Annotated in this window: 12 protein-coding genes and 1 tRNA gene; 7 read left to right on the top strand and 6 right to left on the bottom strand. The window is 30.8% G+C overall.

Going from position 1 to position 13,881, the window contains the following annotated elements; translation table 4 throughout:
* The first annotated feature begins 141 nt into the window (after positions 1-141).
* From CJJ23_RS01920 to CJJ23_RS01910, 3 genes are all read left to right on the top strand, one after another.
* Positions 142-567 carry a hypothetical protein gene (locus CJJ23_RS01920; RefSeq protein WP_143823610.1) on the top strand — a complete coding sequence of 142 codons (426 nt, stop codon included), beginning with the start codon at positions 142-144 and terminating at the stop codon, positions 565-567.
* A gap of 235 nt (positions 568-802) precedes the next feature.
* Positions 803-893, top strand: a tRNA-Ser gene (locus tag CJJ23_RS01915).
* Positions 894-940: 47 nt separating this feature from the next.
* Positions 941-2,446: a phospholipase D-like domain-containing protein gene (locus CJJ23_RS01910; protein WP_095334694.1), complete on the top strand. Its 1,506-nt coding sequence runs from the start codon at positions 941-943 to the stop codon at positions 2,444-2,446.
* 43 nt (positions 2,447-2,489) lie between these two features.
* On the opposite strand, the gene CJJ23_RS01905 is transcribed toward CJJ23_RS01910, so the two are convergent.
* The 3 genes from CJJ23_RS01905 to CJJ23_RS01895 all read right to left on the bottom strand — a co-directional run bounded on the left by CJJ23_RS01905 (position 2,490) and on the right by CJJ23_RS01895 (position 7,405).
* Positions 2,490-3,284, bottom strand: coding sequence for a thermonuclease family protein (locus tag CJJ23_RS01905; RefSeq protein ID WP_095334693.1), 795 nt, complete (start codon positions 3,282-3,284; stop codon positions 2,490-2,492).
* Positions 3,285-3,286: 2 nt separating this feature from the next.
* A complete protein-coding gene (locus CJJ23_RS01900; RefSeq protein WP_095334692.1) occupies positions 3,287-5,446 on the bottom strand; it encodes a P68 family surface lipoprotein in 2,160 nt (719 codons plus the stop codon).
* A gap of 177 nt (positions 5,447-5,623) precedes the next feature.
* Positions 5,624-7,405 carry a P68 family surface lipoprotein gene (locus CJJ23_RS01895; protein ID WP_095334691.1) on the bottom strand — a complete coding sequence of 594 codons (1,782 nt, stop codon included), beginning with the start codon at positions 7,403-7,405 and terminating at the stop codon, positions 5,624-5,626.
* A 390-nt stretch (positions 7,406-7,795) separates the two neighbouring features.
* Here CJJ23_RS01895 and CJJ23_RS01890 point away from each other — a divergent pair, with 390 nt between their 5' ends.
* The 4 genes from CJJ23_RS01890 to CJJ23_RS01875 all read left to right on the top strand — a co-directional run bounded on the left by CJJ23_RS01890 (position 7,796) and on the right by CJJ23_RS01875 (position 9,922).
* Positions 7,796-8,221 carry a hypothetical protein gene (locus CJJ23_RS01890; RefSeq protein WP_143823609.1) on the top strand — a complete coding sequence of 142 codons (426 nt, stop codon included), beginning with the start codon at positions 7,796-7,798 and terminating at the stop codon, positions 8,219-8,221.
* Positions 8,222-8,317: 96 nt separating this feature from the next.
* Positions 8,318-8,794, top strand: a complete 477-nt coding sequence (locus CJJ23_RS01885) for a hypothetical protein (RefSeq protein ID WP_095334689.1) — start codon at positions 8,318-8,320, stop codon at positions 8,792-8,794.
* Between the two features lie 107 nt (positions 8,795-8,901).
* Positions 8,902-9,351, top strand: coding sequence for a hypothetical protein (locus CJJ23_RS01880; protein ID WP_095334688.1), 450 nt, complete (start codon positions 8,902-8,904; stop codon positions 9,349-9,351).
* Between the two features lie 160 nt (positions 9,352-9,511).
* A complete protein-coding gene (locus CJJ23_RS01875; RefSeq protein ID WP_095334687.1) occupies positions 9,512-9,922 on the top strand; it encodes a hypothetical protein in 411 nt (136 codons plus the stop codon).
* Between the two features lie 109 nt (positions 9,923-10,031).
* Here CJJ23_RS01875 and CJJ23_RS01870 read toward each other — a convergent pair whose 3' ends face one another.
* From CJJ23_RS01870 to CJJ23_RS05290, 3 genes are read right to left on the bottom strand one after another with little or no spacing between them, the layout of a single operon-like run.
* Positions 10,032-11,024 carry a carbohydrate ABC transporter permease gene (locus CJJ23_RS01870; protein WP_095334686.1) on the bottom strand — a complete coding sequence of 331 codons (993 nt, stop codon included), beginning with the start codon at positions 11,022-11,024 and terminating at the stop codon, positions 10,032-10,034.
* Positions 10,972-12,015 carry a carbohydrate ABC transporter permease gene (locus CJJ23_RS01865; protein ID WP_095334685.1) on the bottom strand — a complete coding sequence of 348 codons (1,044 nt, stop codon included), beginning with the start codon at positions 12,013-12,015 and terminating at the stop codon, positions 10,972-10,974. Before CJJ23_RS01865 ends, CJJ23_RS01870 begins: the two co-directional genes overlap by 53 nt.
* Positions 12,015-13,790: an ABC transporter ATP-binding protein gene (locus CJJ23_RS05290; protein WP_095334684.1), complete on the bottom strand. Its 1,776-nt coding sequence runs from the start codon at positions 13,788-13,790 to the stop codon at positions 12,015-12,017. Before CJJ23_RS05290 ends, CJJ23_RS01865 begins: the two co-directional genes overlap by 1 nt.
* Between the last annotated feature and the right edge of the window lie 91 nt (positions 13,791-13,881).

Genomic DNA, 13,881 nt, shown 5'->3' with positions numbered 1-13,881 from the left:
AATAATAAAAATGAACTTTCGAATGAAAGTCCATTAAAATAAAAATGTAAGAGTTGCAGTTATTAGAACACTCTAGGAATACTCAAATCATTTTGATTTGAGTATTTTATTCAGTTCTTCTTGAATTATAATTTAATTAATATGCATAAGTCTACAGATATAAAATTAAGTAGCAAACATTCAGATGCAGTCAAGTTGCTAGACAAAACTCACGATATTGAAGAAACAATTCATAAAGTTGATATCAATCAAGATACAAGTAAAGCAAAATTACACTTTGAAGCAGAAGGTGATCCAAAATCTATTGTTGTTACTCCACCTGGCCCAAGAGTAGGCAACGAAGTTTTCAACAAAGAATGGGTATTGAAACAAATAAAGTTGGCAGTAGGAGATGCTGTAACTACTCTTCGTGATGAAAGTCAGCAAATGGAAAAAAGAATAGAGCAGAAATTTGATGCTAAAATCGACGGACTTCGTTCTGAAATGAACCAAAAGTTTGAGCAAACAAATAAAAGGATAGAAAATGTGGAAAAGCAAAATAAAGAAACTAATGAAAACTTGAATTAATTTTAGAATTACTGAAAAAGAAAGATAAATAAACTTTTTAAAAGTAACCCCTGGCAAATCAAATTGACTTGCTAAATAAGTCATTTTTTTGTTTATACAATCTTTCCATTTGTCATTAACTAACCAAATCAAACTACTATAAATAACATTTCAACTAGCCAAAAACCACACTAATTTTTTGCAAAATTTTTTTATTATAAATCAGCCTTGATGATTTATAATAAATAAACGGCATGGGTCTGTACTCAAGAGGCTGAAGAGGTGTCATTGCTAACGACATAGGGGAAGAGATTCCCGCGAAGGTTCAAATCCTTTCAGGCCCGCCATTTTTTTATTGCCTTTTTAGGCTTTTATATTAGTATAATTGCAATATATGAAGCCTATTAATAATTTATTTTGATATTTATTTTCCATTTTAGTTGTTTCAATTACGGTGGCGATTTATGCAGTCATTCTCTGAGTTAATACATATGCTTTTGTCTTTACTTTGCTAGCTAGTTATATTATTAATATCTTGACAGCTTTAATTATTTTTAGTCAAAAACGCCATAGCAGCGCCAAGTTAAGTTGAATGCTATTTGTAATTATTGTTCCCTTGATAGGTCATGTTTTATATTTTTCCTTAGGGCAAAAATATCCCCATCGCCGTGACTATTTAGTGGTTCAAAGTGAGATGGATAACGATACTGAAATTATTGATGAGCAGCATAGTTTTGCAACTAAAGAAGAAGTAACTTTTAATCACTTATCAATTTATAATAAAACAGCTATTTTAAATGGCGAGATTAAAACTTATGAAATGCCTAATGATTATTTTAATGACTTATTTTTAGCAATTGAAGAAGCTAAAAATGAAGTCTGATTAGTTTCTTATTGAGTTGAATCAGGTCATTTATTTGATGAACTTGCTTTTTTATTATTAAAAAAGCAAAAACAAGGAGTTAATATTCGTTGATTAGTCGATGATTATGGGCGCCGCAATGTTAAGAATCATCAGTGAAACGAACTGAAAAAACAAGGGATTAACGTGGTTTTTATTGGTAAGTTAAAGTTTACTTTCTTCTTAAGTTCCAACCTTTATCGTAACCATCGTAAGTTTATTTTAATTGATTCAAAGATCTTATTTAATGGTGGAAGTAACATTGCTGATCAATATGTTTCTTTAAATCCAGGTTATGGAATTTACCGTGATTTTAATTATCGTATTAAAGGTAGTTATGTTTATAACTATATAAAATTATTTGTGCAAATGTGAAGGCGTTGAGCCGATCAAGACTTAACAACTAATTTTAATATTAAAAAATTAGTTGTTAAAAGTAAACTTGAAGCGACTGAAAAACAAAATAATTTAATCCTAAGTCAAGGTGGACCTGAGATTGATGATCCTGTTTTAGAAGAAACAATTGTTAAGCTAATTTCAAGAGCAGAAACTGAAATAAAAATTATGAGTCCTTATTTTAGTTTACCTAATAATATTATTTCTGCTTTAAAAGTTGCCCTTTTATCAGGTGTCAAAGTTACTTTATATTTTCCTGGTTTTTCTAGACAAAAACTAGTATCAAATATTAGTTTGTTTGAATTAAATGTTTTACTAAGATATGGTATGACTGCTTATTTAAGTAATAATTATTTTAATCATTCTAAAGCGGGTGTTTTTGATAATAAAATTGCTTATTTAGGAACTATGAACTTTGATATTCGCTCATTTTATGCACAATATGAAACTATCGATATTATTCAAGGTGAAACAGTTACTGATATTGTTAAATATATGCAAAAGGTAGAATCGGAAAGTAAAAAACTAACTACGATTAATACTGCTAGAAGTTTTTCTTGACCAAAAAAAATCTTTTATGCAATGCTAAAATCAATTGTTTAAAAGCAAGAAAAAGACTTATCGTAAATTTGATAAGTCTTTTTAATTAGCTTTTTGTGCTTCAGTCATCAAAGACATTTGGCGAATTTGTTTTTAAGAAGTAACCAGGATCTGGTGCACCTCTTTTTTGATAAACATTTTTTGCAAAATCCATTGCTTCTTTATCTGTTGAATTAGCTTTACCTGTATCGAATAAACCTAAACGGTTTTCTCAAGCATAGTAAAATGAATTACCGATAGCTTTTAAGATATAACTATTAACATTCTTTTCTTCAAAATCATAACTAGTTAATATTGAACCTGCTAGTGGCAAGGTTAAACCTTGTTTAACTAATTCGTTTTCATAATTAGTTTGATAATCACTAGCACCTGATTCGTTATAAAAGAGTCCACCAACTACTCTTTCATAACTGCGTTGATGTGTAGTAGTAATTCTGACTTTAGTGTCTTTAGGCATTACTTTTTTACCAAAAGCTGAAGCAGCATTTGCATATTTAAGTTCATTAGGTCCAGCAGGTGAACCATTGACATTAACTTCTGGAGTATCAATATTATTTAGTCTGATTGAATACTCTGCACCTACTGATAAACCTGTACTTTTTGAAACTGCATCAGTGATTTTGACTTTAACAGTATCACCATCTGCTCAACTAATAACAACTGCGTCATAAATGCTTTGAGTAGTAACTTTTGCTCAATCAATTTTTTTAGTTTTAGTTTCTTCAAGCGTAGTTTTTTTAACTTCAGCATTAGAACAAGCAACAGCAAGAGTTGCTGTTGCTGTTATAGTTGTTAAGGCTATTAGTGAAAAAAATAATTTCTTATTTTTTAATAACTTCATTATTATCTAACGTTGTCTTTACCAAAAGTTTGTTTTAAGTTACTTAAGAATGTTTCGAATGAACCTAGATTTGGATTAGTACGGTTAGCAGTTTTTGAAGAAGCTAGTGTTGCTTCAAAAGATTCTCTAAGTTTAGCTGTTGAACTATCAACTGATTCTGCAAAAATAACTAATTCATCTGAGTCGCTTTTTAGTGCTTCTTTAAAAGCGTTAAAAGTAATTTTTTGATAGTCATTGGCTCTACTTGTTGCCATACTTTTAGCTATAACTGAATCATCATTTGTAAAGCCTTTGTAAGGAACAATGTATGAAGCTGCTTCATAGAAGAATTCTTGTGGAGTTTTTTGTGTATAGGTTTTAGTCCCAACTTCTCAGTCATATTTTTGATCTGAAGCAGTTAATCATTTAACAAACAATCTAGTTGCTTTATCACCTTTATCATTTGAGTGAATTGCTAACAATTGTGGACCTTGTTGGTAAACAATTGCTTTAGTGTCAGATGATTTCATTTTCTTAGGCGCTTGTAAAGTAAGTAGTTCTTTTTGCTGTAAAGTTTTAGTGTCTGCAGAAACCTTCTCTTTTATTTTATCTGCTGCAAAGAAGAATAATGCTTTGTCACCTTTTTCGTTTGTTGCTTGATCATTAACTGTACCAACATAAACAATACCTGTCCCAAATTTAGCTTCATATGTTGCTTTTTGATCAACGGGTTTCATTACGAAGAATCCACCAGTTAGTTTATCTTTAAGTTCTGTTAATTTAGCATCAGTTGCTGCATCTTTAGATTGAATGTAGTAATTATTTTTAGGCAAGGTTTTTACAGTTGAGATATATAAATTATTTGTATGGCTCCCAACAGTAAGACCTGTAATTGCATTATCTTTTACATCTCCAGAACCTGTTGCATTTTTTATATCTAGAGCATCTCCAGAATCCACTATAAAGGTTTTATCTCCACCAATGTTAATGATTCGATTTTCTAGTCGTTCTCCAAGAAAGTTATTTCTATATCCTGCTGTTGAACCTAGTGAAACTCCCATTCCATGACGGACTAAGTAAGTTGAACCGTATTCTCCACCTGCTCCCATTCAGATAATTCCTCGACCAATACCTGGAGAAAGAACTTCTTCATAAAGGCTTTTTAATCAAGTATACTGTTTTGCATTTTTAGTATCTTTACCTTCACCAAACATATTTTTGTAGTTTATAAAGTTGTTTTTATTACTTTCGGTGTCTAGTATGTAACCATCTGTACCACCTGCATCAGTATATGAATATGATGTTAAGAAGTTAAAGAATGAGTCAATTCCAACTAGTGCTCGACCGTTATCGATATTTGAAGCAACATCTTGAAGTCCTGAAAAACTGTCATAAACTTTAACTCCAAAATCAAATAATTCTCTGAAGTTTTCAAACATTGATTTTTTAATGGTGTAGTTTGATCAAACAGATTTTTTAGAATCATCTACTTTACCTCAACCTCCACCTTTAAGACCTTCTTGTCCTTTTTCGATGAAATCATCATCTTTTAAGAAGTCTGCTTTTTCAGTGAATTCTGATTTAAATCATGCTTCATCAGCACTATTTAAGGTGGCTCCTGCTTCAACTGCTTTTCTTATTAAGTAAGACATAACAGGACCATTTACTCCTGAAACGACTGTTGAACTTCCAAAAGGAATAACGTTAGTTACTTTAGTATCTGTACCCCCGATATTGTTTGTTATGAAACTTTGTTCATAACCTTGCATTAGTGAACCATCTGTATCTAATGGTTCATTCATATTATATTGAGCCAATTTTGATGTTAATGAAGGGTAGTTTAAGATCAAGTTATAACCAGTAGTTTTGTCTTTTGCAGTAATTTTACTAATTACATTTTGCTCTGCCGTACTATAACCACCATTTAGGTTGATCTCTTCGACATTTAAATAACCTTCAACTTTTGCTTGAGTTTCATTATATTTTGCAATTAATGCTTTAATAGCTTGTTGCTGTGTACCGTTTGCTGAAAAAGATGTTGCAAATTTTACACTTGTTACATTATTAGTGTCATAGCGACCATTAGTTGTTCCACCATTTGAACAAGCAATTGCTGTTCCTGCTAGTGCAAGTGAAGCGGCTGCTCCAAGACTAATAAATAATTTTGTTTTGTTTATTTTCATATTAAACCTCTTGTTTTTTTATCTAGATATTATTATAAATTATTAAAGCCATTCGGTTAAATATCTACGAAAACCGAAAAAATTGTGAAATTTTTTCAATCATTTTGCTGAAAAAATGACCGAAACGCACCTTTTTTAGCTATTAATGACAGTTTTTGAAAAAATGTAGTAATAGGCTTATTTGATTTTGTCAGTACCAAATGAACTTTTTAAACTTGCTATGAATTTTTCAAAATCATCTAGTTGGGTTGCTGATTTTTTACTTGTTTTTTGAGTATTTAAAACAGTTTCAAAAGCTGTTCTTAAGTCTGAAGTGGAACTATCTGTAGGTTCTGCAAACGCTTCAAATTCATCAGTTTTACTTTCTAAAACTTTAGCAAATTGACTCATAGTAACTTTTTGATACTCGTTTTTATTTGAAGCAGCATCAATAATTTTTCTAATTTCTGAGCCTTCCTTTGCAAATCCTTTTTGCACAACTATGTATGAAGCATGAGCAAAAAACATTTCTTGTGGAGTTAGTTGTGTATAAGTTTTCTTCGCAGTTTCAGTTCCGACTTCTCAGTCATAACGATTCTCGGTTGAAGTCATTCATTTTATGAATGCACGAACACCATTATCAGCTTTTTCATTGGCATGAATTCCTAGAATATGTGGCCCTTGGCGATAGTAAGCAGCTTTAGGATCGGTTGCTACATATTTACTAGGGGCTTTTAGTGCAACTACTTCACTCTCTTGAAGTGTTTCAGGGTCATTAGTTTGGCCTGCTTTTGAAGCTACTGAACTATTTTTTCATCTTGAAGTTGAACCATTTAGAATAACTTGCTGGTGATTTGCTAAAAATTTTGAAGCATCTTCTTCTCCACCTGGTTTTCCTACCCATAAAACACCTTTAGCAATTGCTGGTGAAAGCGTTTCATCATAAACTTTTTTAAGTCATTTATATTGCTTTGCTTCCTTACCTTCTTTACCTTCACCAAACATATTTTTATAATTAGTGAAGTTATTTTTATTACCTTCAGTATCTAAAACATGACCTGATAAAGATCCAGCATGAGTGTAAGAATAAGTTGTTAATCAGTTAAACATTGAGTTAACTCCAACAAAACCGCGAGCATTATCGATATTTGTTGAAGCATTTTTTAACCCTGAAAAGCTATCAAAGACTTTAGTTCCAAAATCAATAAGATCTTTGAAGTTATCGAACATAGTCTGCTTAATTTTATAGTTAGTTCAAACTGATTTATCAGCATCAGCAATTGAACCGTATCCTCCACCTTTTTCACCTGCTTTACCATCTTTAATAAAAGCATCTTCTTCTGAATCTTTATATTTATTAGTAAAATTTGTTTCAAAGTAGGTTTTATCTGCATCACTATTATAAGTAGCACCAGCTTTTATTACCTCTCTTAAAATATAAGACATCATTGGACCATTAACACCTGCAACTACTGATGAAGTTCCAAAAGGTAAAACATTTGTCACTTTACTATCAGCACCACCAATAGTTTTAGTTAAGAAATCTTCTTCAAAGTGATTAGCAAGAGAACCATCTGTATCAAGTGGTAAAAGCATGTTATGTTGAGCAACTTTAGCTGCTAAGGCAGGGTAATTTAAAATTAGGTTTCAATAAGTTTTGGTATTACGACCTGTAATATTTTGAATCGTTAGTTTATCACCGTTATTGTAACCATCTGCAACATTAACTTCTTCAACTCTAACATAGTCTTTAGGTTTAGTTTCTAGTGAATTATATTTATTAATAATTGCTTGAATCGCTTCTCTTTGAACCCCTTTATCTGCAAAAGTATTTGCAAATCTGACAACATCAGTATTTGGAATATCGAAAGCAAAACCTGAACCAGGTGAAGAAGAACAAGCAATTGCTGTTGCTGCAAGGGCTACACTAGCAGTTGCTGCTAAAGCAACTAATAATTTTGTTTTAGTTTTTTTAATCATAATTTTTTCCTTTTAAAATTGAGTTATAACTACTTTTAGTAAAAAAGTAGTTAGTTTGATTTTGTGAATTAGATTTATAAAATTTTGAGTTTATAAATCTTTTTTAATTGATTTAGTTTGAAACGTTATTAAAATAACCTTCAAAGAAGGTTTAGGTTAGACTATGGATCGTAAGTCATAACACCTCTCTCACTAAATAATAGCAAAAAAAATAAAAAATTTACAACTGGCACAAATCTTTATTGCAATGTGGAAAAATTTGCATAATTAACAAAAATTTTAGAATAATTCCATTCATAAGCCTGTTATTAACTTTATTAACCAGTTAATTTAAGGAAAAAGTAACTTTTAAATTGTCTGGTTTTAATGAAAAAAGCATATAATTTATTTATGAAAGAACAAAAAAAATTACTTACACTAGCATGAGTTAAATTTATTTTAGGTCTTATTTCAAATGCAACTTTCGCAGCGTCTATCCTTATAATTTTTCTACCTGTTATTGCCCCATCAGGTACATTTATTGATACATTTCTTACTAATCTGATTTTATACTTAATTTTGACTTTAATATCAATGTTATTTTTTATGGCATATATTGGAGTTACGATCGCACTTTATTTAATGCTTTCTTATCGAGAAATTAGTTTATTTGATGAAAAAGCCTTAGTAATTATTTCGGCATTTGTTGTTCAAGCCATTCTTTCTTTAGTTTCACTAGTAAGAATTTACAAAGCAATTAAAGATAATAAATTAGGTGAACGAGATTATTTAGCTGAAGCAAAAGAGTTTATAAAAAATAGAAGTGAAGCAGTCTAGAGACTGCTTTTTTCAATTTTTCATTTTCGCCAAATTATGGAAAATTAATAAATATATAAAAGGATATTTTTCCAAAAATCAAGTAAAATTAATTTTATGAAAAATTTAAATTTTAGTGGACTCAAAAAAGTGGCTTGAGCATATCTAGGTACTAGAATAGCAATCACTGTTTTAGGTTATATCTTCTTAATTAGTCTGATTGTTAATTTTATAAACTTAACTGCATCACTGAACTTAGAAAATCCAGACTATGTATATGCTCCTTCAAATCTTGCTGTGCAAGTCTTTTATGTCTCTGTTGGTGGCTACGTAGTCTTAACTCTATTACTAATTTCCCTAGGTATTGCTAACTTTGTGTTGACAATAGTATTGTTATCAAAACTTTCATATTATCCACACGGAATGTTTGATACTGCTAAAACATTAGTAATTCTTTCTTTCTTTTTCTTCCCTTTAATTTTAGGTTCTGTTGCACTTCATAAAATTAATAGTGGTATTAGTGATGAAATGTCATCAGATTCTGATGATGAAGATCTAATTTCAAAGGCAAGAAAACTAAAAAGCGATAAATAATTAAAGCAACAAATGTTGCTTTTTTTAATCCTTTTGGCTTAAAAGTTACCAATCTAATTTATTTTATATAAATTCATATTTATAGTAAATAAGGTAAAATGTTTATTATGAAAACTAATCAATATAAAAAACTAAAGACACTAGCTTGATGATACTTGTCAATGCAAATTGTACATGTTATTTTTATCATTATCATTGCTGCTTTGGTCATAGATTGAGCTGTGCAAACCATTAATGGAACAGAAACTGTAATATCTGATACAAGAAGCGCACTTCTTACAGGTGCAAAATTTTTAGTACCCCTTGCAATTATTATAATATCTTTTATTATTTTTATAATACTAGCAATTGTGCTTTATGTAAAACTAGGAAATTTTAGTTTCAAAGGTTCATTTGATACTGCAAGAACAATGGTTCTAATTTCGATTTTTTTTGCTCACATAATTTTAGCAAGTATTGCAGTTGCTAATATCTATATAGGTATTAAAGAATATATAGAAGATAGTGAACCTGAAGACTATATTGAAAAAGTAAGAGAAATCAAAAGTAAACAATAATTAGGAAACAACCGTTTTTGGTTGTTTTTTTATTAACGTTATGTCGCATCTTTTAAATTATGCCTTCTTAAATCTCTAAAAAATATCTCGATATTCAAATAAAAGCGTATAAAATAAGATTATCAAATCACATCAAACACTGAAGATTTTGTCAGTTATAATGGTACTGGCATCTGCTCTTGCTACACTTTTTTCAATTCTATTTTTTGTTTTCTATTTTACAGTATCAATTTCTTCAATTTTAAATGCCACAGTTATTGGTGGTACCGTAGTTGATGGAAGATGAGTCGCAATGATTATATTAGCAATTATCTTTATGGTTGTTTACTATGTCATTACCTTCATACTTTATAGAGATGTTAATAATAGGGGATACAACTTCGATGTTGCTAAAAAGAATTTAAGATTTGCATTAATCTGACCAATATTTGGAATTATATCTTTGAGCAGTCTCTGAAGAGCAATTCACTTAGAAGAAAATGAAGCAGCAAATCCTGAACAAAAGCAGGAAGTTGATTACATAGCAAGTGCAAAACCAGAATCTGAATACCAATCAAAAACAACCGAATAAGGTTGTTTTTTCTTTGCCTTTTCAGTAAAACTATAGAAGTTTTTTATCTAAAGATAGAAAATCTATGGAAAAAGTAAAGAAAAAAACATCGCATATACGATGTTTCAATTTAACCTTTGATTGCCCTTCCTTGCCGAGAAATTGCATTCATGATTTTTTTTCTAAACACAAAGTATAGAATAAAGATCGGTGCAATTGCTAGTAAAGCAGCTGCTAAGCGAACGTTTAATAAAGTATCAAGTACTCCGTCTCCACGATCTACTTGTCCTGATTGAATAGTTCATAAAGAAATAACTTCAACATATTTCAATGAATTTTTTAAATCAGCTGCTTGACCCGATAGGATGATCGAAGGTCATAAGAATGAGTTTCAAGATGCTAGAGTTGTTAAAATAATAATTGTTCAAGTTGTTGGACTTACCATTGGTAAGGCTATCTTGAAGAAGAATTTAATCCCTGAAAAACCATCAATTTTAGCAACTAATTTTAATGAATCAGGAATCATTTCAAATGAATTTTTTAACATGAAAGCATGGAAAGTACTTGCCACATAGGGTAGAACCAAGGCAGTAACTAAACCAACTGTACTTCCATTTAATTCTAGTGAGTTAATAACTAGCAGCTGACCAGTAAGCAGGGCACTTTCAGGTAAAATCAATAATGATAATAAGAATAATCAGGTTTGTCTTTTACCTCTTCAGCGTGGGAAACTGAAAGCATAAGCCAATAAAGTTGTTACTATCAATTTGAAAACAATTGAAGCAACAACTGAAACTGCTGAATAAAAAGCAGCAAATCAGTATCCACTACTAAAGGCTTGTTCAAAAGAACTTCAGTTAAAGGCATTATCAAAAACCTGAGAAACAGTTAATCCTTGTGAATCAACGTTTGTATAATCAGCATGCAGAGCAACTGAAATTAGAAGTACAAACGGAAACACTAATAAGATTCCAAAAAAGACTAAAATAGACATTTTAAAGAAAAATGATGTAACAATTGAAGCAATTGAACGGTCAGTTATTTGCTTCGAGTTACGTTCTGCAGTACGCTTAATTCTGAACTTTTGCAGTTTTCTTTCAAGCGCTAACCTTGTTGTAAACATTTTGCTCCAATCTTCATGAAATTAATCTTAATAGCCTTCCGTAACCACCTCTAAGTACAATCGTGAAGGCTAAACCTAAGGCGAACATAATTACAGATGCTGCTGCTGAATCAGCAAAGTCACTAACACCACCTGCTCTAACTTTACCAGTTATATAAGTCATCATGGTAGCTCCACCATTTAGGTTGGCTAGACTAGGATTATTGTTGAATAAAGCCAGTGGGAAGACTTTTAAACCACCAATAATTCCTAAAGTAATTAATAAGTTAGTTGTTTTTTGAATAGATGGCATGGTAATTGTAAAGAATTGTTTTACAGTTCCTGCACCATCAATTGATGCTGCTTTATAGTTGTTTTTATCAACACTTAACATAGAAGTAGTGAATAATAAAACGTTAAAAGCTAAATTTCTTCAAATTCCTTCAATCAGGATAACTCAAAAAGCTTTAAAGCCTTGTGCATCTCCTGAATCTAATCATTGAATTTGATCACCCAAAATTGAGTTAATAATTCCACCACTAGTTTGGAATAGATAAGCAAATGACATTGCTATAGCTACCGAGTTTGTTAAATATGGTAAAAAGAAAATAGTTTGTCAAAATCCACGAGCAATTTGCTTATAAACGTGAGCAATTGCTGATGAAATTAAAATTGCAATGATCAGCGTTAATGGTAATGATAGTAAAGCATAAATTACTGAATTACGCATTCCTGTTTGGAAAAAGACGTCATCAGCGACTCTTTCATAAACGGCGCCAAAATTTTGTACCATCTGATTAATATTAAATCTAGGATCTTCTAGATAGTTACCTGATCTATCGATTGTAATAATTGCTGGATAAATTGTAAATAATGCAACAACTATCAAAGCAGGTAAAATCATTAACCAAGGGATTCAAAAACTTACTGGCTTATCAAGAATTAATTGACTTTGTCCTTTAATTCTTGAAGCTTGAAATTTAATTCACCTTTTTAAGAAATAACTGCGCATTAGAGATCAACTCGCTTTTCAGTTTTAACATCGAATAAGTGAAACTTACGGTGGCGAATTTCAAAACCAATTTCTTCATCAACTGAATAATGGGTTTTATTTCTTAAGTGAGCAAAGAATTCTTTTGATTCATCACCTTTAAGAGTTAAAACTGCTTTAATTTCTTTCCCTAGGTATTCAACATGTTTTATACGACCTATAAAAACAGGCTCATCTGATTCACGTAAATCTTCAGCACGTACACCAAAATAAATTTCAGGATATTTATATTGAAGGTTTTGAGGTAGTGCTTCAACTTTATGATCGGCAACTCATAAGTTATTTTGCTCATCAATTTTGGCTTTAAAGATGTTCATTTCAGGCACCCCTAAGAAACGAGCAACAAATAAGTTAGCAGGTTTATTATATAAATCTAAAGGTGAACCGATTTGTTGAACTTTAGCAGTTGACATACAAATAATAGTATCTGAAATTGACATTGCTTCTTCTTGATCGTGAGTAACAAAGACAGTTGTAATCCCTAAAGAAGTTTGAATTTCCCGAATTCATTGACGTGTTGAAACACGTAATTTAGCATCTAAGTTTGATAAAGGTTCATCCATTAAGATGATCTTAGGTTTTTTAACAATCGCGCGAGCAATTGCGACACGTTGTTGTTGTCCTCCTGAAAGTTTGGTAGGTTTTTTACCTAAGTTTTTGACAATATCCACTCTTTCACTAACTTCCATAACGGCGTTATGGATGATCTTTTTCAGTGGAATAATGTCAACACTTAATTCAGAAATTTGCTTTTCTAAAGTTTTATTAGAAACTTTTAAGACTTTACCGTATTTTGTGATTAATTCTTTTTCAAAAGTACGATATTCTCTATTCAGTTTTCTTGCTAAACCACTTTTTTGAGATTTTAAGTTTTTATGTTCAGCTGCTTCTTTAGAAGTTTTAATGTCTGCTTTGATTTTTTTAGCAATCTCTTTTTTCTTAGTAATTTCAGTTTTAAATTCAGTCTTAATTTGCTTCATTTTTTCACTGAAAGTGACTTGGATTTTTTTAACTCCTTCTTGATATTTAGCTTTGTTAGTTTTCGCCATTGGTTTGATTTCATCTAACTTAGCAATGGTTGCTTTTTGTAATCAACTCTTTTTAAATTCAAAAGCTGAATTAGTTTTTCTAACCTCGGCACTAGCTAGTTCATATTCAGTGTTCATATCTGCAAGTTTTTGTTCAATTTTTCTTTGCAGTTTATAAGGTTCATGAATTTTAGCTTGCAATAAGTCATTATATTTAATAAGTTCATTATTGTTAGCCCCATTTGCTTTGAAGATAATGGCGTTGACTGCGTTTTGAGCAATCAAGCGCTTATTCAGAACCTTAGCTTGTCATTCCTTATCATTTTTTAAAGGATAAGCAATGTTGGTATAAACAGATAGGTGAGGGTATAAAGCGTAGTTTTGAAAAACGAATCCTAACTTGCGTTTTTGTGGTGTTCACTTTGTAACATCAACACCATTGAAGGAAATTTTTCCTGCAGTAGGAGTAATCAATCCTGCAATAGCATTCATGGCAGTTGTCTTACCTGAACCAGAAGGTCCTAGCAAGGTAACTAACTCGCCATCTTTAACTTCAAATGAAACATCATCAACTGCTAATGTTTCACCAAAGTCGATAACTAAGTTTTCGACTTTGATCCGTGGTCTTGAAGTTTTTTGTGAAAACGCAATTGTCTCGTCAATCGAAGCAACGTTTTCTAGTTTTTCATCAGTGTGATTTTTAGGCATGAGTTTATTATAATTGTGTGCAGGAATAGACTGTGATAATTGCCAAAAAAATAATCATAATGTGAAATATTTCACATTGCTTTTGCAATTT

This window comes from Mycoplasmopsis agassizii, assembly GCF_002276225.1.
Taxonomy (GTDB): domain Bacteria; phylum Bacillota_I; class Bacilli_A; order Mycoplasmatales; family Metamycoplasmataceae; genus Mycoplasmopsis_B; species Mycoplasmopsis_B agassizii_A.
This window is presented reverse-complemented; position numbering and strand designations above follow the sequence as displayed.